23 protein-coding genes and 1 riboswitch are annotated in these 23,682 nt (G+C 45.0%); of the genes, 2 read left to right on the top strand and 21 right to left on the bottom strand.

All coding sequences use genetic code 11. The annotated features are described in order from the left end of the window. The 6 genes from MHI15_RS14165 to pth all read right to left on the bottom strand — a co-directional run. Positions 1-1,358 (bottom strand): putative polysaccharide biosynthesis protein (locus tag MHI15_RS14165; RefSeq protein ID WP_341164499.1); only part of this gene is annotated, 1,358 nt, incomplete at its 3' end. 148 nt (positions 1,359-1,506) lie between these two features. Continuing rightward, positions 1,507-2,049 (bottom strand): stage V sporulation protein T, encoded by a 543-nt coding sequence (gene spoVT / locus MHI15_RS14160; protein WP_036678783.1) that lies wholly within the window; start codon positions 2,047-2,049, stop codon positions 1,507-1,509. Positions 2,050-2,304: 255 nt separating this feature from the next. Beyond that, on the bottom strand, positions 2,305-3,357 hold the full coding sequence (locus MHI15_RS14155) for a peptidylprolyl isomerase (protein WP_076282728.1): 1,053 nt from the start codon (positions 3,355-3,357) through the stop codon (positions 2,305-2,307). Then, the gene (gene mfd / locus MHI15_RS14150) at positions 3,344-6,868 is read right to left on the bottom strand and encodes a transcription-repair coupling factor (RefSeq protein WP_038568019.1); all 3,525 of its coding nucleotides are present in this window, start codon (positions 6,866-6,868) and stop codon (positions 3,344-3,346) included. Before mfd ends, MHI15_RS14155 begins: the two co-directional genes overlap by 14 nt. A 131-nt stretch (positions 6,869-6,999) precedes the next feature. After that, entirely contained in the window at positions 7,000-7,230 is a 231-nt protein-coding gene (locus MHI15_RS14145) for an anti-sigma-F factor Fin family protein (protein WP_036678789.1), read from the bottom strand. Positions 7,231-7,314: 84 nt separating this feature from the next. Then, entirely contained in the window at positions 7,315-7,875 is a 561-nt protein-coding gene (gene pth / locus MHI15_RS14140) for an aminoacyl-tRNA hydrolase (RefSeq protein WP_076130069.1), read from the bottom strand. 125 nt (positions 7,876-8,000) lie between these two features. Here pth and MHI15_RS14135 point away from each other — a divergent pair, with 125 nt between their 5' ends. Beyond that, positions 8,001-8,201: a hypothetical protein gene (locus MHI15_RS14135; RefSeq protein WP_036678792.1), complete on the top strand. Its 201-nt coding sequence runs from the start codon at positions 8,001-8,003 to the stop codon at positions 8,199-8,201. An 88-nt stretch (positions 8,202-8,289) separates the two neighbouring features. On the opposite strand, the gene MHI15_RS14130 is transcribed toward MHI15_RS14135, so the two are convergent. The 13 genes from MHI15_RS14130 to MHI15_RS14070 form a co-directional block, all read right to left on the bottom strand. Further along, the gene (locus MHI15_RS14130; RefSeq protein WP_036678796.1) at positions 8,290-9,243 is read right to left on the bottom strand and encodes a ribose-phosphate diphosphokinase; all 954 of its coding nucleotides are present in this window, start codon (positions 9,241-9,243) and stop codon (positions 8,290-8,292) included. An 87-nt stretch (positions 9,244-9,330) separates the two neighbouring features. Next, positions 9,331-10,731 carry a bifunctional UDP-N-acetylglucosamine diphosphorylase/glucosamine-1-phosphate N-acetyltransferase GlmU gene (gene glmU / locus MHI15_RS14125; RefSeq protein WP_076138495.1) on the bottom strand — a complete coding sequence of 467 codons (1,401 nt, stop codon included), beginning with the start codon at positions 10,729-10,731 and terminating at the stop codon, positions 9,331-9,333. A gap of 272 nt (positions 10,732-11,003) precedes the next feature. Then, complete coding sequence (spoVG, locus tag MHI15_RS14120) at positions 11,004-11,291, bottom strand: septation regulator SpoVG (RefSeq protein WP_020425826.1); 288 nt, start codon at positions 11,289-11,291, stop codon at positions 11,004-11,006. A gap of 209 nt (positions 11,292-11,500) precedes the next feature. Further along, positions 11,501-12,328, bottom strand: coding sequence for a pur operon repressor (gene purR / locus MHI15_RS14115; protein WP_036678807.1), 828 nt, complete (start codon positions 12,326-12,328; stop codon positions 11,501-11,503). A gap of 75 nt (positions 12,329-12,403) precedes the next feature. Next, positions 12,404-13,258: a 4-(cytidine 5'-diphospho)-2-C-methyl-D-erythritol kinase gene (ispE, locus tag MHI15_RS14110; RefSeq protein ID WP_076138497.1), complete on the bottom strand. Its 855-nt coding sequence runs from the start codon at positions 13,256-13,258 to the stop codon at positions 12,404-12,406. A 140-nt stretch (positions 13,259-13,398) separates the two neighbouring features. Then, entirely contained in the window at positions 13,399-13,575 is a 177-nt protein-coding gene (locus MHI15_RS14105) for a small, acid-soluble spore protein, alpha/beta type (protein ID WP_036678812.1), read from the bottom strand. A 143-nt stretch (positions 13,576-13,718) separates the two neighbouring features. Beyond that, on the bottom strand, positions 13,719-13,994 hold the full coding sequence (gene veg / locus MHI15_RS14100; protein ID WP_019914493.1) for a biofilm formation stimulator Veg: 276 nt from the start codon (positions 13,992-13,994) through the stop codon (positions 13,719-13,721). 276 nt (positions 13,995-14,270) lie between these two features. Continuing rightward, the gene (gene yabG / locus MHI15_RS14095) at positions 14,271-15,173 is read right to left on the bottom strand and encodes a sporulation peptidase YabG (RefSeq protein WP_036678813.1); all 903 of its coding nucleotides are present in this window, start codon (positions 15,171-15,173) and stop codon (positions 14,271-14,273) included. Positions 15,174-15,337: 164 nt separating this feature from the next. Next, the gene (rsmA, locus tag MHI15_RS14090; RefSeq protein ID WP_036678815.1) at positions 15,338-16,222 is read right to left on the bottom strand and encodes a 16S rRNA (adenine(1518)-N(6)/adenine(1519)-N(6))-dimethyltransferase RsmA; all 885 of its coding nucleotides are present in this window, start codon (positions 16,220-16,222) and stop codon (positions 15,338-15,340) included. After that, entirely contained in the window at positions 16,219-16,770 is a 552-nt protein-coding gene (rnmV, locus tag MHI15_RS14085) for a ribonuclease M5 (RefSeq protein ID WP_036678817.1), read from the bottom strand. Before rnmV ends, rsmA begins: the two co-directional genes overlap by 4 nt. A 176-nt stretch (positions 16,771-16,946) precedes the next feature. Next, positions 16,947-18,113: a 3D domain-containing protein gene (locus tag MHI15_RS14080; protein ID WP_076105834.1), complete on the bottom strand. Its 1,167-nt coding sequence runs from the start codon at positions 18,111-18,113 to the stop codon at positions 16,947-16,949. Between the two features lie 285 nt (positions 18,114-18,398). Next, positions 18,399-18,628: riboswitch (cyclic di-AMP (ydaO/yuaA leader) on the bottom strand. A gap of 198 nt (positions 18,629-18,826) precedes the next feature. Continuing rightward, positions 18,827-19,597, bottom strand: coding sequence for a TatD family hydrolase (locus MHI15_RS14075; RefSeq protein ID WP_036678823.1), 771 nt, complete (start codon positions 19,595-19,597; stop codon positions 18,827-18,829). Between the two features lie 51 nt (positions 19,598-19,648). Further along, entirely contained in the window at positions 19,649-20,932 is a 1,284-nt protein-coding gene (locus tag MHI15_RS14070) for an HD domain-containing protein (RefSeq protein WP_076218451.1), read from the bottom strand. A gap of 295 nt (positions 20,933-21,227) precedes the next feature. Here MHI15_RS14070 and MHI15_RS14065 point away from each other — a divergent pair, with 295 nt between their 5' ends. Then, positions 21,228-21,482 carry an AbrB/MazE/SpoVT family DNA-binding domain-containing protein gene (locus MHI15_RS14065; protein ID WP_036678829.1) on the top strand — a complete coding sequence of 85 codons (255 nt, stop codon included), beginning with the start codon at positions 21,228-21,230 and terminating at the stop codon, positions 21,480-21,482. Positions 21,483-21,905: 423 nt separating this feature from the next. Here MHI15_RS14065 and rsmI read toward each other — a convergent pair whose 3' ends face one another. Beyond that, positions 21,906-22,817, bottom strand: coding sequence for a 16S rRNA (cytidine(1402)-2'-O)-methyltransferase (gene rsmI, locus MHI15_RS14060; RefSeq protein WP_076307258.1), 912 nt, complete (start codon positions 22,815-22,817; stop codon positions 21,906-21,908). Next, entirely contained in the window at positions 22,814-23,587 is a 774-nt protein-coding gene (locus tag MHI15_RS14055) for a tRNA1(Val) (adenine(37)-N6)-methyltransferase (protein WP_036678833.1), read from the bottom strand. The genes rsmI and MHI15_RS14055 overlap by 4 nt, the downstream gene beginning before the upstream one ends. Positions 23,588-23,682 lie beyond the last annotated feature (95 nt).

Raw genomic sequence — 23,682 nt, 5'->3', positions numbered from 1 at the left:
AGCGCTGCTGCGAACGAATGCGCGGCCACGCCAGCGATGGCCGCGCCTGTAATGCCCTGCTGCGGAACCAGCAGCAGGTTCAGGGCCGCCTTGAGCAGCGCGGCGGCCAAAAGGTGCAGGGCCGGGGCGCGCACGTAGCCGAGGCCCTGCAGGAGCGCAGCAGAGATGATGCTGACTGTACCGCCAACAGCGGTAAAAGCCAGCCAAGTCATTGTGCTGCTGCCAGCGGTATCGCCGTAAAGAGCCATATTAATCGGCTTAGCAAGCACTGCAAGGCCCGCTGAGGCCGCTAGACCTAACAGCCAGAACCAACGCAGCGACAAGCTGCAGCGGGTCTCAATCAGCTTCATATCTCCCTTGTACTTCGCTTCCGCCAAAGCTGGAATGAACACAACAGACAGTGAGGTGGCAATCATCGTTATAATCTGCACAAGTGGCAAACCCCGATTGTACACACCAAACTGGGCCATCGCAGCTACTTCACTTCCGTCAGACGACAGCAGTCGAGGCACAGTGAATACATCTACAAGACCGATAAGAGGCATAGCCAGTGCACCTAGCATTACGGGAATTCCATAAGCCAGCAGTGTACCTGCTTTAATGCCCATAAACCCTTGTTTGGAACCTAGTCCATGTCCTGCATCCAGCGCTCTTACACGCTGACTTTCGACAGCAGCAACTACTTCAGCAGCAGCTTCCTGTTTTACCCTCCGGCGGTGACGTCTCAAGTACAGCAGCATAATTACAAGCCCTGCGGCTCCCCCTCCGGCAGAACCAAGCAGCGCGCCAGCAGCGATGCTCTCAGCTCCTGCTCCCTGCGAAGTGAGATATAACAGAAGAACAATCATCACTGTAACCCGTACAGACTGCTCTACAATCTGTGACACGGCAGTAGGAACCATATTATGCAGCCCCTGAAAATACCCGCGTATGGCTGACATGACAGGGACAACTGCCAAACCCCAGGCGCTTGTCCGCAAGGCAGGCATTACATGTGAGTTACCTACCCATTCGGCAATGATGGGTGCACCTGCATAGGTGATGGCGCCGATAATCAAGCCGCTGATGCCTGTAATTAGCGCGGATAATAGTAGAATCCGGCGGCCTTCTTCATCGCGTCTCCCAGCCGAAGCTTCGGCGACAAATTTGGAGATCGCCGCAGGCAGACCTAGCATAGCTACCGTTAACAGCATTGTATACAAGGGATACACTGTGTTGTATATACCAAATACAGCATCTCCGCCTAGATTTTGCAGCGGAATTTTTTGAAGTGTGCCAATAAGCTTTGAGATAATGGCCGCGGCACTAAGGATAAATGCGCCTTGCAGCAATCGTGATGTTTGTGTATTAGATTTCATATAATACCTGCTTCTACAACTTTGATGGGATGAATTTCTATATTATAACGTATGTATGCCCACAAGTAGAAACGGTTTTGTGTAAACGACAAAACCCCGTTTGCCCTTTGTATATCTTACCAAAAGGAAAGCGGGGTCTAAATTAAGATTACTGCTCCATTTGTTTGCCCAGGAAAGCGGCAGCCGTTTCGGCCATTTTTATTTCCATTTGCGCCATCTTCGCCGAATCATCCTTGCTCACCATCACTACACAACCAATAGGATCTCCACCGGAAATGATCGGTGAGGCTACATATGAGGACACCAAATCCGGATGATCTTTAGCAATTTCATAACTGCCTTCATTGGTTTCTAACACAGTCTTACGGCTGTCCATGACTTTCTCCAGCAGCACTCCTACCTGTTTCTCCAAATAATCTTTTTTGGAGCCGCCTGCAAGGGCAATGAAGGTGTCACGATCAGCAATCATCGTAATGTGTCCAGTACCTTCGAACAATGACTCCGCGTACTCTTTTGCAAAGTCACCCAACTCACCAATCGGAGAATATTTCTTGAGAATGACTTCACCGTCCCGATCGACGAATATTTCCAGTGGGTCTCCTTCTCTAATACGAAGAGTACGTCTAATTTCTTTGGGAATAACCACGCGTCCGAGGTCATCAATACGGCGAACAATTCCAGTAGCTTTCATTTCACATGTGCCCCGCTTTCTTAAGAAGTATGGTCTTACTACTGTCCATTATGGGAAAGGATAATCCCAGTGATTTATCGTAATATCTGACCATAGTATTCATCTCTTCCCAGATCCTTATACATAAGCTGACATGTATTAATATCTGCATCAAGATAAAGGTAGTTCTACAACCGTTTCTGCGAAATAAAAAGCCATCTTCACTTTAAGTGAAGATGGCTTTTCTAAGGTAAGCTTGTCCATATTTACCGATGTTTATTCAGCGGCATCTGTAGCACTTGGAGAAGCACTTGGGGATGCGCTTGGAGCTGTAGTGGCTTCTGTTCCACTATTTGTTCCGGTTTCATCTGCGGCAGCAGAGCTTTTTGGCAGATTGATGTTCTCAATAATGGCTTCCAGATCCTTTTCCATGAACGTTTCTAGGTTCTTGGATACAATTGAGCTCTTAATGCCTTCTTTTTGCTCATCCGTTAACTGGTCAAAAGTCTTGTCTGTACGGGACTCCACCTTGATGATGTGGTAACCGTAAGAAGTTTCTACAGGATCACTGATGGTATTTAGAGGCAAGGTCTGAGCAGCCTTCTTAAACTCCTCCACATAAGTGCCTACAGCTTTATCTTTATATTCTCCGCCTGCCTCTTTAGAGCCAGTATCGTCAGAATATTCCTTAGCGATGGCTGCGAAATCAGCACCGCCATCCAGCTTCGCCTTAACTTCTTTCGCTATTTTAAGCGCTTCTTCGCTGGTACGCTCTTTGTTGTCTGCATCTGTCAGACCAATTAGCACATGACGCAGTGTGGCAACCGTAAAGTCGCCTTTAGTCGCTTCGAATTCTTTGACAACTTCATCATCAGTCACTTTAAGCAGCATATCCTGATAAACTGTCAGCACACGCTCCATATAAGTACGAATATCTTTCTCTGTAACATCAGCATCTTTCAATGTCTTCTTATAGGTATCGCCCAACTGTTCCTTAATGCTTGCGATTTGAGTATCGGCTTCTTTCTCCGCTTGCTTTTTCGCTTCATCCGTTGCTTGGGAAGCCAAATATTCAAAGCCCACTTCTTGCTTCAGAATGGACTCCTTAAACGCATCGATCTCTAAATATTGCGCTTGTTGTGGAGAGAGAAATTTCATGATTTTCTGATCCATTGCAAATTCCTTTTGTGTAATCGTTCCACCTTTATAAGTGGCCACAGCTTGATTATCATCCGCACTATTTCCACATGCTGCTAGCATAGAAAAGGAAACTGCCGCTGCCAATGAAACGAGCAGCACTTTCCATGATTTTGTTTTATTTAACGACATTGTGTAGTTCTCCCTTCGATTTAAAAGACTGTTTAGCTTCCTTAAGAAACTGTTCAAGCAAGTCAAGCAGCTGTTTATCACTTAAATCTTTCGATTTGACCCGGATACTGGCTTTCGCATCCCTATCAAATTGTACACGTCTTTCGAAGCTATTTCCAACTTTGGCGAGTTTCGCTGTGTCTAAAGCGCCGAGACTTCCCTCATAGAAATTCAAGGTAACATCATCTCCGCGTCTAATCATGGAATCAATGCCATACATTTTTCCATACACTTTCAAACGAGCGACCGATAGTAGATTCACCACGGCTTCAGGTAACTCACCGAACCGATCCAAGAGCTCATCTTCAAGCTCGGAAGCATCATCGAAGGAGGTTACTGCCGCCACTTTTTTATAAATTTCAATTTTTTGGATACTGTCGTAAATATACTCTGACGGCAGATACGCGTCAATCGACAAATCAATGACTGTATTGCCCTCTTTCAGGGATGTATCTTCCTCCCCAAGCACAGTAACCTTACGCTTACGAATTTCCTCCGCCAGCATTTGTGAGTACAGATCAAACCCCACGGATGCGATAAAGCCATGCTGCTCTGCACCCAGCAAGTTACCTGCACCGCGAATAGACAGATCTCGCATCGCTATTTTGAAACCAGAGCCCAGCTCCGTAAATTCCTTAATAGACTGCAGACGTTTCTCTGCAACCTCTGTCAGCACCTTGTCCCGTTGATACGTGAAATAAGCGTAAGCGATCCGATTGGACCGGCCTACACGTCCACGCAGCTGATAGAGCTGAGACAAGCCCATTTTATCCGCATCATGCACAATAAGTGTATTAACGTTCGGAATATCTACGCCCGTCTCAATAATACTTGTGCTGACGAGCACATCGTATTCTCCGTCAAGGAAATCGAGAATGGTCTTCTCCAGCTCAGATTCCGACATTTGACCATGTCCGATGCCAACTCTAGCCTCAGGAACAAGCATAGAGATTTGAGCAGCCATTTCTTGAATGCCCTGCACACGATTATAGAGATAATAGACTTGACCACCACGAGCTAATTCCCGCTCTACAGCTTCCCGCGTAAGGGTCTGGCTATGCTCCACTACATACGTCTGTACAGGGAATCTGTTCTCTGGCGGGGTCTCAATGACAGACAAATCCCGCACTCCGAGCATCGACATATGTAGCGTACGAGGAATTGGAGTTGCAGTCAGCGTAAGAACGTCTACATTCGTTTTCAGTTTTTTCAGCTTTTCTTTATGAGTCACGCCGAAACGCTGTTCTTCATCCACAATTAATAACCCCAGATCCTTGAATACAAGGTCCTGAGATAACAGACGATGTGTACCGATAACTACGTCGACAGTTCCTGCCCTAACGCCTTTAATCGTCTCGTTCTGCTCTTTACGGCTGCGGAAACGACTTAAGACCTGAATATTGAGCGGGTAATTAGCGAAACGTTCCCGGAAGGTCTCATAATGCTGCTGAGCCAAAATCGTTGTCGGGACTAGCACCGCCACCTGTTTACCTTCAATCGCTGATTTAAAAGCCGCCCGAATAGCCACTTCAGTCTTACCATACCCAACATCACCGCAAAGCAATCGGTCCATTGGCCGGTTTTGTTCCATATCCTTCTTAATCTCTTCGATAGCCCGAAGCTGATCTCGGGTCTCCTCGTAAGGGAACATTTCTTCAAATTCATGCTGTTCCTGTGTATCCTTTTCAAAACCATATCCTGCGGCACTTTGGCGCTCAGCATATAGCTTTATCAAATCATCAGCAATATTCTGAACGGAGGAACGAACCTTATTGGTCACTCGTGTCCATTCATTGCCGCCTAGTTTATATACTTTCGGCTCTTTATCTTCGGAACCGACATATTTCTGAATCAGGTCAATCTGCTCAATCGGAACTGAGAGCTTATCGCCGCCAGCATATAAAATATGCATGTAATCACGGTGAATACCGCTGACCTCAAGCGTGCCGATTCCCATATATTTTCCGATACCATGGTTCTGATGGACGACATAATCACCGATTTTCAGCTCTGTGTAACTCTTGATCCGTTCTGCATTATCTATTCCTTTGGAGATCTTCCGTGCCTTCCGCTGCTTCTGAGAGAACATTTCTCCCTCAGTTATAACAGCTAGATGAATAGAGGGCAGCTCAAAACCAGAACCCAGATTTCCTTGTACAATCATCGGCTCGTTAATGCCGTAATCATAAAGAACTCTGCGCACTCGTTCAATCCGTTCCTCACTGCTCGCAAGCATCATTACCTTAACACCGGACTTCTGCCAACGCTCCATTTCCGATTTCAGCACATTCATCTGGCCATGGAAATCCTGCATTCCACGACTGATAAATCCAAGAATGTTCTGAGGCTGAATATGCGGAACCTGACGTAAAAAGATTGACATAAACAGGCTTTGGAACGGGCGCTGATACATAACAACATCCGTATCGACAGAGAGATCTAGATCCGGCAATGATTTGCCGTTTTGCAGCAAATGCAGATTCCATTCCGATTCATCCCGTTCAAGCTGTCTCGCCGTTTCGAGCAGTCTTGTCGGCTCATCTAGAATAAGAATGGTATCCTGGGCCATGTAATCAAATAAATGAGAGCGTTCAGGATATAAAAGACTGATATATTTATAGATCTCCGGGAAATAAGTACCTTCCCGCAGCATTTCCAGCTCACGGCCAATTTCTTCCCGCAGCCTGAGCTTCGCCTGGCGATCCGCCATCTTCTCCAACTGTCGCTCCATCATAGCTGAGGCTTCAGCAGAAGCAGATTCCTGGCGCAATCTACTAGCTATAATCTCTTTGGCCGGTGTAATCTTCACACTACGTACCTTATCAATAGATCGCTGATCCACTGGATCAAAAGTTCTTATGGAATCAACCTCATCGTCAAATAACTCAACCCGATAAGCCAAAGGAGATGTCATTGGATAAAAATCAATTATTCCACCCCGTACGCTCAGTTCACCACGATTCTCAACCCGCTCTACTCTTTCATAGCCCATTTCAATCATGGACATCAAAAATTCATCCAGAGCAAGCGTTCCATCTTGGGAAACGGTGACTTGTGCCTCTGCCATAACCTCTGGGGCTGGCAGCAATCTACGCACTCCTGAGTAAGGAACTACAACAATACCACGGAAGCCCTGAGCACATTTGGTCAGCACATCTATACGCTGAGCCAATGTCTCTGGGCTTGATACAGCCGCTTCTGCAGCCACTAGTTCATTGGCGGGATAGAGCAGAACCCGGTCAGGAGAAAGCGCTTCCTGCAAATCATCGGCCATCTTCTGGGCCGAAAACATATTATGAGTCACTACAAGTAAGGGACGAGTTGTCTCTTCATGTAATGCTGCAAGCATAATCTGTCTAGCAGAACCTGTAAGCCCCGAAATGAGCTGCTCTTTCATACCTGCAGCAACACCATGGGTGATAGACTGGAAATCGGGATCCTTGGAAAAAGCTTCTATAAGACCTTGTAACAACAGGCGCACCTCTCTTACTAAACAGGCTAACGGTGGCATAGCCACCGTCACCTATTATGATTGGAATCGAAAAGAAGCCTCAGCTGTAACGCCAAGGCTTGCGGATGACGATAGAGACAGGCGCTTCCACCTTACTGAAGCGGACTTGTCAGCAGGCTAAGCTCCGGATTGTTCTCTAAAGCCTCCTTGCAATAGTCGCAAGTAACCTTTACCGTGATTTCACCTTCTGAATTATACGCTATTATATCTCTGCGCTCCGCAGGGGTCAAGGAATGAAGGCCCAACTGCATTTCTGTAACATCACTTCTATTAATACTGCCTAGAGATGTCTTACAGTGCCTACAAACATAGTTTATTGCCATCTATATGCCTCCTGAAGGTACTATATACCTTCAGTATGTCCGGGCAGCTTCATCTTTAGCCTTAAAAACAACAGGGTTTACAGATTAACCATTGAACTTAGCCATCGTCTGCTCGAATGAATGCTGTAAGCTGTATTCCAGTGCATCACAAGTATTAAGGATCATTTGCTTAAGCGGATCGCTTTCCTTCTTAGGAAAAGTAGAAAGAACATAATCGACAATAGCAAAACCTGGCTCAGGACGAGAAATACCCATTCGTACCCGATTGAAATTCTGTGTCCCTACATGCTGTATGATGGATTTAATTCCATTATGTCCACCAGCGCTTCCTTGATAACGCAAGCGAACTTTTCCGATTTCTGTATCCAAATCATCATAAACGACGATCATATCTTCAAGTTGAACTTTGTAATAATCCATATAAGCGCGAACGGCCTCACCGGATAAGTTCATAAAGGTCATGGGCTTAATCAATACGGTTTTGACGCCACCAATGACCCCTTCACCGATGACGGATTTACATTTGCTCTGGTTGAAGGCAATTCCGTTCTGGGCAGCAAGCTCATCCAAAGCCATAAAGCCAACATTATGCCTTGTTTTCGCGTACTGTGTTCCGGGATTTCCCAATCCGACAATCCATTTCATTATCGAACCTTTCCTTTCCGTTCGGGCTCTCCGGCAAGAGGAGTCCGTTTTTGGTACAATAGATCTAATCTACATATCTCTGTGCAACCAGAGCGAAATTATACTCCGAAGACAGGTGATAACCCATGCCGCACAAAGGCGAATTATTGACACATCAACGCCATTTTCAGTACCACATCCAATATGCAGTGCCCGTGGAAATATACAAGGGCGACGTGCATATTGATATCGGTGTATTAACAGCGGTAGACGAAGCTTTCGTGGAGCTACAAGGGACACTCTATAACCGCAGTTTATTCACCTTTGTCTCCCGTCCCGGATATTAAATCCAGTAGTTCTACCTGTAGCACGCCGATAAGGGTTACATCTCCGAGAACGGAGGTGTAACCCTTTTGTACTATTCATTCGTTATATTTATTCAATCTCGAACAATTTACTAATCGACAACTCTTCATGAACGCGGATAATTGCCTCACCCATAAGTGGAGCCACGGACAACACCTTGAGCTTAGAGGTTGGATTCGCGCTGCGAATTGGAATGGTATCCGTCACGATAATTTCTTTGATTGGAGAATTCTCCAGACGCTCGTGTGCAGGACCAGACAATACTGGGTGTGTACAGCATGCGTATACTTCCTTCACGCCGCCTTCCATCAAAGCATTAGCACCAAGTACGATCGTTCCAGCGGTATCGATGATATCATCGATCAGGATGGCTGTTTTGCCTTCGATATTACCGATGATGTTCATAACTTCGCTGACGTTAGGTTCTGGACGACGCTTGTCTATAATAGCCAGTGGAGCGTTCAGGAAATCAGCAAGCTTTCTTGCACGTACTACACCGCCATGGTCCGGCGATACGACAACTGGGTTCTCGATTTGCTTGGAACGGAAATACTGAGCCAGAATCGGTACACCAAGCAAGTGATCCACTGGAATATCGAAGAATCCTTGAATCTGCATGGCATGAAGATCCATCGTGATTACACGGTGAGCGCCAGCCTTTTCAATTAGATTCGCTACCAGCTTAGCGGTAATGGGGTCACGGGAACGGGCTTTACGATCTTGACGGGCATATCCGTAGTAAGGGATAACCACGTTGATGCTTTTTGCGGAGGCACGTTTAAGCGCATCTACCATAACCAAAAGCTCCATCAGGTTATCATTTACAGGGCCACAAGTGGATTGAACAATATAAACATGGCATCCCCGAACGCTTTCTGACAGCTTGACCTGAATTTCTCCATCGCTGAAACTTGTGGTGTGTGATTCACCCATCGGAATCCCGATGTAATCAGCAATTTGACTAGCTAGCTTAGGATTGGAGTTACAGGTGAAAATCTTTAACTTGGAATCACAATAAGTCATAAAATATAAACCCTCCGTGACGGAATTTAGCTTTCCAAAGGCGCCGGCGCGGAAATATAAGTCCGTCCGGCGCTTCTTAGCAACGCTTTACGATGGACTCGAGTGGTCTTTCTTCGCTTTTGCACGGGAACGGATCTTCTCTGCATATCCCGGTTTGTTCTCTTGTCTTACTCTAGCTACAGCCAGATCGTTCTCGGAAACGGAACGTGTAATTGTCGAACCTGCTACAACAAAAGCCCCTTTGCCCACAGTAACTGGAGCAATAAGGTTAACATTACTGCCAATAAAGGCATCGTCTGCGATTGTTGTCTTGAATTTATTATACCCGTCGTAGTTAACGGTAATCGCACCGCACCCGACGTTTACATTCTTACCTACAGATGCGTCGCCGACATAACTAAGATGTGACACTTTTGAACCGTCACCAATCGTAGCATTCTTGATTTCGACGAAATCTCCAACCTTAACCTCTTCTCCAAGCACAGAGCCTGGACGCAAATAGGCAAAAGGCCCAACGGTTGTCCGTGCGCCGACTTGAGCTTGATTCAATACGGACTGCTTAATCGTTGCATCATCCATAATCTGACAGTCTTCGATTTCACTAGCCGGTCCGATCACACAATTGTCCCCGATTACAGTCTTCCCTTTCAGGATGGTTCCTGGATAAAGCGTAGTATCTGATCCGATAACTACATCTGCTCCGATATAAGTGGAGGCTGGATCAATGATGGTCACACCGCCCAGCATGTGTTTACGATTAATACGTTGACGCATAAAGGCTTCCGCTTCGGACAAAGCTAAACGATCATTAACGCCGATAGACTCAGCTGCGTCATGGGTCTGATATCCTAGTACGGTATCCCCTTGTGAACGAAGAATCCCAATCACATCAGTCAAATAATACTCCTGCTGGTTATTACTGTTCGTTACCTTCTCGAGTGCAGCAAATAATTTAGCATTATCAAAACAATAAGTGCCTGTATTGATTTCTTGAACGGCATCTTCTTCAGTAGTGCAATCCTTCTGCTCTACAATCTTCAGAACGCCGCCATCTTCACCACGAATAATTCTTCCGTAGCCAGTAGGTTTTTCCATAACAGCTGTCAATACGGTTGCAGCCGCATTACGCTGTTCATGAAGCGCCATGAGTCCTTCCAGGGTCTCCGTGGTTACGAGTGGTGTGTCTCCACAAATAACTATAGTTGTTCCTTCTTCGCCAGCAAGTAAATCCTTTGCTTGTTTGACAGCATGGCCAGTGCCGAGCTGAGTTTCCTGCAGAACGTATTCCGCTCCTTCACCTACATAGGCCTTAACTTTCTCTGCGCCATGCCCAACAACAACAACGGTGCGCTGGCATCCGGTCGCTTTTACTGTATCAAGCACGTGCCCTACCATCGGCTTACCGCAAACGGGGTGCAGCACCTTATATAATTTAGATTTCATTCGCTTGCCTTGACCTGCGGCAAGTACTACAGCCATTCTTTTCAAGAATGCCAACCTCCTACTCTTGAACTCACTACTGAATATATCTCATTCCGGGCAAAAAGAAAAGAGAACCATGAAGTCATGGTTCTCTTTTCTATAAACCCCAAGTTAGAAAAGCATTTATCGCTGCCTTTCGAAGATGTCGTCAAATCCTTCACCAGCAATAGCTTTTCTTGCAAGATCAGGCTGCTAATTCATGAAGTGTATGTCGGTGTGATCTTATCAAAAACGGCGGATCCTACGCCACCCAAAAGGTAGCAGTCTTCCGAGGAAGCCTAAGCTCCCTCTTCAATAACTTCTTCTTCTTCCGTAGCGGCGCGATCGTACTCGGCCAGAACCGCGGATTGAATCTTCTCGCGTGTTCCCGAAGAGATCGGGTGCGCGATATCGCGGAATTCGCCGTCCGGTGTACGCTTGCTGGGCATTGCAACAAACATCCCATTATTGCCATCGATGACGCGAATGTCATGAACAACAAACTCGTTATCGATGGTAATGGATGCGATTGCTTTCATTCTCCCCTCAGAGTTAACGCGGCGGAGTCTGACATCCGTAATTTGCATGTGTGTGTTCACCACCTTTTTCCATCAGAGACTTGGTGTATAATTCCACACAGCAAAGCGAATTCCTTCTTTTTGATTCCATAAAATACCTAAAAAAGAAATATATTTTTTGGGATATGTTGTTTTCGACATACATCGAGTAGTTTTCTTAATATTCCTTACGTTTTCGACAATTTCCACGCTTTTTGAAAATGTAAGAGAATGGCTAATCAAGAGGAAAAGTAGTTGCCCGGATGCGCCGAAATTCTCCGCTCTTTCGAGTCTACTTCACTTAGTTTTACCAAGGACACGTAATCGTGCAACAGACGCTCTTCCGTCTCTACAGCGCCTGATTCCACTAAAACGCCTACCCCTGCAACCTCGGCATTAAATTCACCGAGCAGATCGACCATACCACGTACAGTCCCTCCCGCCTTCATGAAGTCATCTACGATAAGTACTCGCGATTTCTCCTTGAGTGCACGTCTGGAGAGAGACATTGTGTGTATGCTTTTATGAGATCCTGATACGTAGTTAATACTTACTGCTGATCCCTCTGTAACCTGATGGTCACGTCGCACAAGCACTACCGGCAAGCCTAGCTGTGCTGCTGTTGCATAGGCTAGTGGAATGCCTTTCGTTTCAACGGTCATCACCACATCGATTTCCGATCCGTAAAAGGCCGTTGCGATGATCTTACCCGCCTGTTCCATCAAAGACGGCAACCCAAGTAGATCCGACATATACAAATAACCGCCAGGCAATATCCGGTCAGTCTGCTCTAGCTGCACACATAAGCGCTGCACAAAGGTAAGCGCCATATCTTTAGGCATAACCGGGATATAACGTACTCCACCCGCTGCACCAGCTAAAGTCTGCAGCTCTCCGATGCCTTCACCTTCAAATACTTCTTTTATGATTGCCAAATCTTCACTAATGGAGGACTTAGCCGCTCCATAGCGATCGGCAAATATAGACAGCGGCAGTAGTTCATGCGGCCGCTCAAGTAAAAACTGAGTCATGTCTACCAAACGTTGGCTTCTTTTTAATTTCTTCACGGAATGCTCCTCGCCAAAACCGAATATTTTAGAAAAATATATCACTTTTGTACGGGTTTACACAAGAGAAGCAGACTAATTCAGTGATCTCACTGCGTAGACTTCCTTGCAGAACCCTCGCAGTCCGTTGTAAATCCTTGCTACTTTAGACTGCTTGGACACTAATCCGAATACGGTAGGTCCGCTGCCTGACATCAGTACGCCATCTGCTCCAAGCTTTATCATCGCTTCCTTAAGTTGCTGAACTTCTGGATGCAGTTTTAGGGTAACATCTTCAAGCACGTTGCCCAGATGGTTGCACACGCCCCCAAAGTCTCCAGCTTCTATCGCTTGCTGCATCTTTCGAGCAGAAGGATGAACCGCTATATTATTGCTCCGAACGCGTCCATACACTTCTGCAGTCGATACATTGATCGGTGGTTTCGCCAACACAACCCAGCATTGTGGCGGGTTATTGATTGGTGTCAGCTTTTCGCCTCGTCCTGTAGCCAAGGCTGTGCCGCCTGTGACGCAGAAAGGTACATCAGAACCCAGCTCAGCGCCAAGCTCCTGTAGCTCCTGTGCAGGAATACCCAGACGCCACAGACGGTTTAGACCGCGTAGCGTAGCTGCGGCATCACTGCTGCCGCCAGCCAGGCCAGCCGCAACCGGAATTCTTTTATCCAGATGGATATGTACCCCACTCTTCACGTTATAACGGTCTTTAATAAGCCTTGCCGCCTGGAAAGCTAAATTTTTCTCGTCCAGGGGAATATAACCAGCCTGACTTGATATTATAATAGTATCCCTTGGCAGCTCAGACAGCTCTAAGCGGTCTGCTAAATCTACCATGGTCATAATCATTTCCACCTCATGAAAACCGTCAGCACGTTTGTGCAACACATCCAGCATCAAATTAATTTTAGCTGGTGCCTTTTCATACATTTTCAAGGCGTTCACCCACCTTCAGCTTTTCCCGTAAAAACAACTTAACATATTATATGAGAAACTTCTAATGAAGTCCAATAATAAAAGGGTGTCGCCATTTAGACGCACCCTTTTTCAGTAATATTCACTTTATAGCCTAAAATTTAAGATTTCCGCGCAGCCTGTTCAGCAAGCTGTATCGCTTTTTTCACCATGTTGCCAGCGTCTTGAGTTGTAATTCCACCCCAGCCCTCACGTTCCACGGTTTCATAAAAACCCAGCTCCTTGGCTAACTCTGTCTTCAGTTCCTCCGACATCATGCCTCGTTTTCTGCGGCTCATTACGGAATTCCTCCCTTATGAAAATAAATGATTAACCCATTGCCCAATTAGTATGCTTGCTTAGCACACGGATCATGCACCAAATATTTGTCCCAAAAAACGTAAACAAAAAACAGCCTCCAAGGGAGACTGTTCGTGAAACATTAAGCTTTAATATACATAATCCGCATCTGCCCATCGTCTTCACAAACTGTGATTTCCACAGATTCAGTAAGTATATCGGCATAGCTATAGGAGACTCGCTTAAAAGTTTGCTGCTCCTGATCCAGTTTGACAATAAATACAGAAGGGTACGTTTCTTCCAGGACACCTGTGCGTTCAACGGTTTTACGACGACCTCCGTTTGCACGCAATGTGATCTTATGACCGACGTGAGCTTCAAGACTGCGTTTGATTTCCAACAGCGCGTTATTAGCCATTACCTGACGACCACCTCTTTTCTTGTCCATTATACAACTTTTTCAGGACAATGTCAAAGCAAATAAATAATTAATTATAGTTGATGCATATTTCGTTGTCAACGGAATTTTTTTGCGAGAAATCAGCGCCGGACTAATATCCTTGTTATCTGTAATATAGGCATTACAAAGAAAAAAAGAAAGGGTTAAGCTCAGCGCTCACCCTTTCTTTCGGATATTCTATTCAGCCCATTCAAATTACCTATATTCCTGACACCATAGACCTATCTCTGCCGCTTAAATGGCTGATGGTGTCACTTTTAGCGCCGACAGATTCTGCAGTCGCGGCATTCCGATGCGGAAGCTGCCACGGGTCTCAACACCACCAATACCCTGATTACCGCTGATGGTATTATTCAGAACATCGCTAAGATTTACAGTATCCCTGATGGAAGTAAAGGATGATTTTGCTGCTACATACACGGGATCCAGAGCATGGATCAAAATTCGACCAGGTGAACTGGCAAAATTAGCTCCAGCTCCAAGTAAGGCCTCGAAATGAGATTGACAAGCACCGGCAACAATAGTCAACGCATCAAAATTCCGCTCATACTCCCTAGCTACCCTAATAGCAGCTATAAAGTTTTGCGAATTTTTATAGCTATTCAGACTATACAGATCGTAAGTATGCTGTTGCTTCAGTACCCCATCATGACCAGTGATCACTACAATATCTGGGCGTACACGGGGCAACAGCCGGTATAACGTATCAGCCATTGCAGATTCATGAACATGATGCCCTTCAGCGGGAATCCGCAGCTGCTCGTATAAGCTAAGGCTCTTATTCAAATATGCCGGATCGCCATCCAGATGCAGTACTTTACCTGGCACTTCAAAATAAGGAGCTTCCTTGGACGGTGGAGCCCATGTCCCCTCTGTTAGGGTTCCCCCGCTCCGCTGACTTTGCTCCTGACGGTCCTTCCGCAGCTGTGTCAGTGATTCCTTCGCTTTGATCTGTGCTTGCTGTCCCCGTTCCGTTATTCGGGTAGGAGGCACTTGAACCAGGTCATCCAGAGGAGAATCCGCCAACAGGCGGAAATCTGTGCCTTTAATGACGGCTCTATCCTGCACAATATTATCTACACGAAATGTTAAATCACCGCCATAAGATTTGCGAACGACCAAGTCTCCTAAATTCATTACAACCACCACCTCTACCCCATCGTATGGGCAAAGGCCTCAGTTGGTTCATAACTCAACATATTTTTAAAATATAAGAATGTATAATGCTCCACCAGAATAACATCCTTATATTTCTACGAGAAACGGTTGTCGTCCTTAAGACAACAACCGTTTCCTATTGCTTATTCAATTCCAGCGGCTAGCAAAACACCGCTTAAGCGGGCGTATTCTTCAAGACTGAGTGTTTCTCCGCGACGGGTCGGTTCAATACCCGCTTCTGCGAGTAAAGCCTCCAGCTGCTCACGTCCTTGTTCAGGGAAGTAACGAGCCTTCAGATTGTTAGCAATCGTCTTGCGGCGCTGTGTGAAAGAAGCGTGAACCACTTCAAAGAAATGCTTCTCACTCTCCACCTTTACCGGAGGATGCTCTCTAACCTTCAGACGGATAACAGCAGACTCCACATTAGGTTGAGGGATGAATACCGTACGTGGCACGATACAGACGAGCTCAGGCTCGCTGTAGTACTGCACGGCAATGCTAAGACTTCCGTATTCCTTTCCACCTGGAGATGCAGCCATACGCTCCGCAACCTCCTTCTGAATCATTACAACGATGTTATCAAGGGGAAGCTTCTCTTCGAGCAGCTTCATCAGAATCGGAGTAGTCACATAATAAGGCAGGTTAGCAACCACACTGACCTTGTTCACAGTGGTGAAATCTTCCTTGAACATTTCCTGCAAGTTCACATTGAGGACATCATCGTTACGAACCTTAACATGGGGATAGGGGGAAAGTACGTCTTTTAATATTGGAATCAGTCTACGGTCAATCTCTACGGCAGTTACAGCACCCGCTGTTAGTGCCAGACGCTCCGTCAGCGCTCCAATTCCCGGCCCGATCTCCAGCGCCCCAGAATCGCTATCTAGTCCAGCAGCGTCTACAATCTTGTCCAAAATATTTTGATCAATCAAAAAATTCTGTCCCAGGCTTTTCTTGAACTTGAATCCATAACGTTGAATAATCTCTTTGGTCCGTTTTGGAGTCGAAATTTCCTCTCTACCACTCATGAAGTAATGCCTCCCTGATCAATTTGGGCGAGAGCCCCGGCAAATTCCTCCCGCGTAATCCCAAACATCGCCAGCCGCTTGTACAGCTGTTTGCCGTTACAATATCCGATTCCAAGCAAATTACCAAGTGCCATACGTCTTTCAGCAGCCCGAGGGTGTACAAGCATTCCAGCGGCCATAAGATCATCAATACCAATCAAAGCAGGTGCTCCTTCAAAAGAGGTATGTACATTACGCAGCGCATGACGAATCGCCTCTGGCGATGCATTCTCTACACCGATATCCCCTTTTCGAGTTGCGTCCTTCTCTGGAATAAAAGCATGCTTGCAGCCCGGCACCTTCGCTGAAACGATTTTACGAATTCGCTCCCCAGCATGGTCCGGGTCCGTAAGAATAATAACCCCTCTACGTTCCATAGCAAGCGCGATCTTAGCAATTACAGTCCGGTTTACAGCAGAGCCGCCTGTCTCAATGGTATCCGCTTCTACAGCACGCTTAATGGCTACGGTATCGCTTTTGCCTTCAACGACGATTAATTCCTTAATCATATTTCTTGACTCCTTCCAAAAAAAGCAAAAAGAAGAGGATTCGCTCCTCTTCTTTTGGTTAAAGAATGTATAAGTGATGAGCGGTTGCTCTGCGATCAACGAAATGATCATCCAGCGTTCCTTAACGGTTATCATCACTATAGCTTATCAAAGGATTTTTTGCAAAAGCTTCAGTTCTAGTTAAGCTCTGGTTTCACAGGTCCAATCACATAAACGGTACGTGATTTACGGCCGAAATTACGAGCATGGCTCAGGGAATCATAATAGACATCCACTTTATTGCCTTTAATGGCACCGCCAGTATCCTCTGCACGGCGGAATCCAAGCCCATCGATATAAACCCACCAGCCAATAGGAATTACATTCGGATCTACTGCAATTGTACGACCTTCCGTTACGCGTGTTCCGGAGGCAGTTTTAGTACCTATCCCTGGCTCTTCTGACGAATAAGCTGTCATGGAGACGTTCTTAATCATCTTCTTGTACTCAAAGTCTACGCCAGCCTTGCTTGTGACGTTCTTAGTCTTAGCGCTAACTTTAGTCGTTTTGGAGGTAGTGCTTGATTTGGAAGTTGTTGTAGCTTTAGCAACTACAGTAGGCTTAGGAAGTGCTTTAGTACCAACGGCAATGATCTTATCTTTTGTTACCGTTTGTACTTCCTTGCCGATCATGCGCATAGAGGCCAGTTCTCCGTCTTGATAGATCTTTTCAATATGCTGAACCATGACGCCTGGTTTGCCTGCCTGTGCCACTCTAACTGTTCCCACAGTAAGGGAGGGATCTGCTGTCTTAATAACACGGAAAGGTAAGTTAGTTGTTCGCTGTACCGTTTGCTTGTTGATACGAACGATCTTAATCTCCATGTCAGCAGAGATGGTGGTGTCTAACGAAGGAAAAATCTTATCATAGCCTTCTAGGTTGATACCCAGTTTGTCAATCGCTTGACCGATAGTGTCTTCGGTCGTATATAACGTTTTTGTTGCTCCGTCCGCAGTAAGGCTAAATTTCTGCGCACGATTGATAACGACACGGTCACCGTCTTTTATTTCATCACTCAGACCTAAAGATAATTCATCATGCGGCTGCAGCGAAATTTGCTCTTTCTCCAACACATCACCAAGAAGTGCTTCTCGCGTTTCAAGTGTCTGTGTTTGCCCGTCTATTACTAAAACTAATTGTTTATTACTTTGACCGTGTACGTACAGCAGAATTAACAGCGCGATTGCGATTGAAATCACACCTGCAAGTAAAAGTACGCGAGTATTTACTTGCTCCCACCGTAATGCGAAAGACCTGCTGGATGACTGCGAATCATGGGATACCTCTGGTTGGAATAAGCCCATTCTCTCCATCCTCCTTACATAGCCTCGTCGTCAATTTGTATATCATGAGGACTGAATTTCTTTGACGAAACTATTTGAGATTGTCACAGGATACGCACGTATTAACTTAGCGTCTCCTGCTCATGGATCGCCTGCTCGGCACAGCTACTCCCACACCTGTTATATAACAGTATGCGGGCAACATTCAGTTTATTCAAAAATAAAGAAGCCTAAAAAGAGTTCTCTTGAGGACTCTTTCGTGGCTTCTCCGATGTCAGAATACGCGGGAATGTTTGTGCACGAGGTTGCCTCTCTTACTTGCGCTTACGGGGTTAGCTGTCGGGTTCGGACGAAAGAGAGACGCCCTATTTCAGGTCACCCGCTCACGGCGGTTGCCCTTAAATTCACCCCAAAGACCACGTGAAGAAATCAAATATTGTTCTGCGGCAATTCCTAGTCGTATTCAAGATACAGGCATGCGGCAGTTCAATATTGGTTCCCCCGTTCTCCATACGGAGACTCAGCGAGACGATCCATGAATCAATGGCTGTCACAATAACAACAGCTCACATCACTGAAAAGATGATATCCTGTTTTGATGCATGTTGTAAAGGACGATTCAACCACGTTTACGCAAATATATGGTTAAAATATTGTAATAATCAGCCGTTTTTATATTAAAAAAGTTTAATATATCGGCCATTCTCTATTTTTCACCCGTTTTACTCCTGTTTTCAGACAATCCCAAATCGTTCCAGTGCGTTCGCATACGTAATTTTAGCCAATTCTTCCCATGTTAACCCTTTAATTTCAGCCGCAGCCTCTGCTACTAACTTCACATGAGCACTCTCATTTCGCTTGCCTCGGAAGGGGTGTGGAGTCAAATATGGAGCGTCTGTTTCGATCAATAATCTGTCCAATGGCGTCTGTGCAAGCACCTCTTTAGGCACTCTGGCATTTTTGAACGTGATCGGTCCTCCAAATGACAAATGAAATCCTAGGTCTAGACACATTTTTGCGGTTTCCCAGCTGCCTGAGAAAGAATGCATCACGCCACCAATTTCATTTGCTTTTTCCTCCCGTAAAATCCGTACGACATCTTCATGGGCATCACGGTCATGTATACAGATTGGCATTTTTAGTTCACGGGCTAGTCCAATTTGTTTGCGGAAGACCTCCTGCTGCACATCCTTGGGAGAGGTATCCCAATAATAATCCAACCCAATCTCTCCGATGGCCACCACTTTCTCATGGCTGCAAAGAGAGGCGATCCAATCGAGGTCCCCCTCTTTCATATCAATCGCATCCTGTGGATGCCAGCCCACCGCTGCATAAATATAATCATAAGATTCAGCCAGCTTCATCGTTGAAGGGATCGTTTCCCGATTAAATCCAATATTGATCATCTTGCTAACTCCGGCCTCTACTGCACGAGCTATAACTTCCTCGCGATCCTCGTCGAATTGAGGCGCATCTAAATGTGTATGTGTGTCGAACAGATACATTTTAAAGCTCACTCCTTGTTGTTTTTATCAATAGTTCCATAAATATTTGTATTATTTTGCAAAAATCTCTGCTACAGAAGAGGGCAACCGTGTAAGGGCTTTTTTCAGCTTATCCTGTGGGAAATATAGGTGATATCTGCCACGATGAATCCCGCTTATTGAGCGCACAATATCCGATACCTCTGAAATTTCCCGCAATTGCTCATTGCGATCAAGCAGTAAAATTTGATTATTGTCGAAGGCTGCTCCTGGACGGAACACATCATAAGGCAAATCTGTCGGATAATCAATCTCTAAGTCATATTCTGGGTTAAGTCCCGCTCCCGCAAAACTGCTGCGGATTTCCGTAATCATATCTGTATCCAAATTCTCGATCTCTACATATTTATACAGTTTACGATGAATAAAACGGGTACACAAGTCGCTTAATAACTCATCTTCTTCAAGTGTCCATTGCATAAAAGCAGTCTGTACCAGTGCCTCATCAAGCATTAAATATTGCTTCACTGTTACTTCTCCTCGAAAGAGATCTTCCAGCGGAGCGATCATAAAGCGAAATTTGTACTCCTCCTGGAACAATTCTTTAGCTCTACGGAAGATTTGACGCAAAATAATTTCAGAGCTGCGCGTCACCGGATGAAAATATACCTGCCAGTACATTTGATAACGCGACATTAAATAATCTTCAATGGCATGCATACCTGATTCTTTTACTACAATCCGCCCATTATAAGGACGAAGCATTCTCAAAATCCGATCAATGTCGATGGTTCCATAGTTTACACCTGTATAGTACGCATCACGCAGTAAATAATCCATACGATCAGCATCCAGTGGACTGGAAACCAAATTGACAACAATTTCATGCTCATAAGTCTTAGAGATAACTGAAGCTACTTTACGAGGAAAATCTTCCTCCACATCACGCAATATTTCGGTAATCTCCGTGTCCTCCAAAATAATCCGGCAGGTCCAATCCTCATGGTTCATTTCAAAAGCTTCTTCTATAGAATGTGAAAATGGGCCATGCCCTAAATCATGCAGCAAAGCCGCACACAAAGTAAGCAAACTTTCTTCTGGAATCCAATCCTTATACCCGCTGCGCTCAAATTGCGAAATGATTCTGCGTGTAATTTCATATACTCCTAAAGAATGAGAAAAACGACTATGCTCTGCACCATGAAAAGTGAGATATGAGGTACCTAACTGGCGAATCCGGCGTAAACGCTGAAATTCTTTTGTATTAATTAGTCGCCAAATAATCGTATCCTGTACGTGAATATAATTATGAACGGGATCTTTGAAAACTTTTTCTTCCGTGAGCGGCTGCTTCATGAGATCAACTCCTTCTAATAATTTAATATGATTTTAACTAATATCAGTATATAATAAGTAATTATGTCGTACTTTGTCGAAAAGTATCATTTTTGGTCTTGGTAAATCGACAAAATGCTTTCAGGGTAATTCTTAATTTTTATAGGGACATTCAAAGTTCTTATGGAAATTTTCTTATTCAGCCTATGAAAAAAGGTTGACTGATTTGGGAATCGTTGGTATTATAAGTATCATAAAACAGTGAACAATGTCGAATAATGACGTTTTTGGAACATTGAGAGGAGTAACGATTGTTATGATGAAATCAACAGGAATTGTAAGAAAAGTAGACGAACTTGGACGGGTTGTTATTCCTATTGAATTACGCCGTACACTTGGCATTGGCGAAAAGGACGCATTGGAAATTTACGTTGATGGCGAACGGATTATGCTTAAAAAGTATGAGCCTGCCTGCATTTTCTGTGGCAACGCTGAGAACGTAACTTACTTTAAAGGAAAAATAGTTTGTCATGAATGCATATCTTCCATCCCTACCCCTGTGACAAACTAAATTAAATAGTATATAATAGAACTAATCAAATTGTTAATTCTAACCTTTTCATATCTCCTTGACCTCCCGTGACCGCGGGAGGTATTTTTTATGTCTGGGTTTGCCCTCCTGGTTATCCCCTCCCTAAGGGCAATGTGCTTCAAGACGGAACTAGTAATACTTAGTTGTATTTCTTACAGTTATTTTAAATGCTTTTTACCATTAAACGAATTAATTGTATTTTGTACACTTATATTTCCTATATCTCCGTGAAATCAATCCTTTCCACCTTTATAACTGTATGAAGTACAACTAAACGAACAAATACATAAAAAAATTCAAAAATAACTGTACAAAATACATTTAACCCGCAGATAAATCATTCAAGCTCGGGCAGGCCGTTTCCGACAATCCTTAGTTATTCTAAGAATTCGTCTACAACACTTACTCTTCTGCTCTATCAAGCAACGCATTATAAATATCCCGTTTGGCTACACCCCGGTCTGATGCCGCTTTTTTCATAGCCTCTTTCCGTGGTACATCCTGTGCTTCGTAATGAGCTACATGATCTTCAATGCTTAACTGACGCCACCACGCCGATTCTGCGATTTCTGCATCTTCCTTGCTCTCCCCTTCTACGACAATAACATATTCGCCTAGCGGAGGATGTTCAGCCAGCCATAGTGTACATTCCTCAATCGAACCGCGTAGAAACTCCTCATATCTTTTCGTTAATTCACGTGCCAACACAATCTGGCGATTACCGAATGCTTCTTGAAGATGAGCAAGTGTCTTAACTACGCGATGGGGAGATTCGTAGAACAACAAAGTGCCTTGAGCCGAACGAAGTGGACTTAATACTGCTCGGATGTCCTTACGCTCTCGGGGAAGAAAGCCGATAAAGGTGAACGTATTCGTAGATAGACCAGAAGCGATCAAAGCTGACAACGCTGCGTTAGCTCCAGGGATAGGAATCACCGGAATTCCATGACTTATTGCAAGGGCTACAAGATCCGCTCCAGGGTCAGAAATCGCTGGTAAACCGGCATCGCTGACGAGTGCCAAATTTTTTCCTTCTATTATATAGCGTACAAGCTCAGGTCCACTGGCGGCCTTATTATGCTCATGATAACTAAACAACATCGAAGGTGAAATCTCAAAGTGGCTGAGTAATTTTCGGGTCTGTCTCGTATCTTCCGCGGCAATAATATCACATTCCTGCAATGTACGGACTGCACGATAGGTCATATCCTCCAGATTACCGATAGGTGTAGCCACCAGAAAAAGCGACCCTGTTGTCTCCTGAGTACTGGTATTAGTCTTGTTTTGAAAACTGCTTTGACATGATATCTTCATGATTTACCCTCTTTAGCACCATAGTAGATGTCCATAATCTCTGGACAGTATTGATTGTCCTCATTATATACGATGAGCGGTGGTTGTAAACGAACCTCAGGCTTTCCATCACGTGCAGCTTCGATTAATACCATATTTGCCTCCAGATGGGCACGTGGATGTACAAACCGAATAATCTTTGGCTCGAGTCTATATTGTCTCATGAGACTGATAATATCAACCAACCGTTGTGGTTTATGAACCATACTTACCTTTCCGCCCGTCCGAACCAATCGCACACAAGCCTGAATGACCTCCTCCAGTGTACAGCCTATCTCATGACGAGCCATAGCTTGATGGTTGTTCAGCTTCAGATCACTGCCATTAAGCGGCATATAAGGAGGGTTCACCGTTATTGCATCATACACACCATGTCCTGCGGTAGTATATAACTCGCGCAAATCACCTTCATGAATTACAACCTGATCCTGAAGGCCATTTAGAGCCACGCTACGACGAGCCATATCGGCTAAACGAGGTTGTATTTCAATACCTTCTATAGAAGCTTTTGTCCGGGTAGTCATTAAAATCGGTATTACACCATTTCCCGTACAAAGATCTAGAACTCTTCCACGTGGCGGAACACTGGCGAAACGAGCAAGCAATACAGCATCCATAGAAAAGCTAAATACTTCATCACTTTGAATAATGCGCAGATCATGTGTTAGTAAATCATCCACCCGCTCCGTCGGTAACAAGGGGACAGATATATCATTAAAAGAATTCGTCATGTAATAATCTCCTAAAGGTTTTGTTGAGAAAAACTTGCTTCAAAGCCATATGCCTATGGGCTAAAATTCAAAAAAAACCGTAGGATTAATCTCCT

It is taken from the genome of Paenibacillus sp. FSL H7-0918, from assembly GCF_038007025.1.
GTDB lineage: Bacteria > Bacillota > Bacilli > Paenibacillales > Paenibacillaceae > Paenibacillus_AQ > Paenibacillus_AQ odorifer.
The sequence above is the reverse complement of the archived record's forward strand: the minus strand, read 5'-3'. Positions and strand labels throughout refer to the sequence as shown.

Bases quoted from the DNA above. Each gene is read 5' to 3' on its own strand.
- MHI15_RS14130 (WP_036678796.1), bottom strand. From the start codon at position 9,243: ATGACTTATTGTGATTCCAAGTTAAAGATTTTCACCTGTAACTCCAAT.
- spoVG (WP_020425826.1), bottom strand. From the start codon at position 11,291: ATGCAAATTACGGATGTCAGACTCCGCCGCGTTAACTCTGAGGGGAGA.
- MHI15_RS14135 (WP_036678792.1), top strand. From the start codon at position 8,001: ATGCCGCACAAAGGCGAATTATTGACACATCAACGCCATTTTCAGTAC.
- MHI15_RS14065 (WP_036678829.1), top strand. From the start codon at position 21,228: ATGATGAAATCAACAGGAATTGTAAGAAAAGTAGACGAACTTGGACGG.
- rsmI (WP_076307258.1), bottom strand. From the start codon at position 22,817: ATGAAGATATCATGTCAAAGCAGTTTTCAAAACAAGACTAATACCAGT.
- MHI15_RS14105 (WP_036678812.1), bottom strand. From the start codon at position 13,575: ATGAGCCGCAGAAAACGAGGCATGATGTCGGAGGAACTGAAGACAGAG.
- yabG (WP_036678813.1), bottom strand. From the start codon at position 15,173: ATGAATTTAGGAGACTTGGTCGTTCGCAAATCTTATGGCGGTGATTTA.
- MHI15_RS14055 (WP_036678833.1), bottom strand. From the start codon at position 23,587: ATGACGAATTCTTTTAATGATATATCTGTCCCCTTGTTACCGACGGAG.
- rnmV (WP_036678817.1), bottom strand. From the start codon at position 16,770: ATGATTAAGGAATTAATCGTCGTTGAAGGCAAAAGCGATACCGTAGCC.
- MHI15_RS14080 (WP_076105834.1), bottom strand. From the start codon at position 18,113: ATGGGCTTATTCCAACCAGAGGTATCCCATGATTCGCAGTCATCCAGC.
- MHI15_RS14070 (WP_076218451.1), bottom strand. From the start codon at position 20,932: ATGAAGCAGCCGCTCACGGAAGAAAAAGTTTTCAAAGATCCCGTTCAT.
- MHI15_RS14075 (WP_036678823.1), bottom strand. From the start codon at position 19,597: ATGTATCTGTTCGACACACATACACATTTAGATGCGCCTCAATTCGAC.
- spoVT (WP_036678783.1), bottom strand. From the start codon at position 2,049: ATGAAAGCTACTGGAATTGTTCGCCGTATTGATGACCTCGGACGCGTG.
- pth (WP_076130069.1), bottom strand. From the start codon at position 7,875: ATGAAATGGATTGTCGGATTGGGAAATCCCGGAACACAGTACGCGAAA.
- veg (WP_019914493.1), bottom strand. From the start codon at position 13,994: ATGGCTAATAACGCGCTGTTGGAAATCAAACGCAGTCTTGAAGCTCAC.
- MHI15_RS14155 (WP_076282728.1), bottom strand. From the start codon at position 3,357: ATGTCGTTAAATAAAACAAAATCATGGAAAGTGCTGCTCGTTTCATTG.
- rsmA (WP_036678815.1), bottom strand. From the start codon at position 16,222: ATGAGTGGTAGAGAGGAAATTTCGACTCCAAAACGGACCAAAGAGATT.
- MHI15_RS14145 (WP_036678789.1), bottom strand. From the start codon at position 7,230: ATGGCAATAAACTATGTTTGTAGGCACTGTAAGACATCTCTAGGCAGT.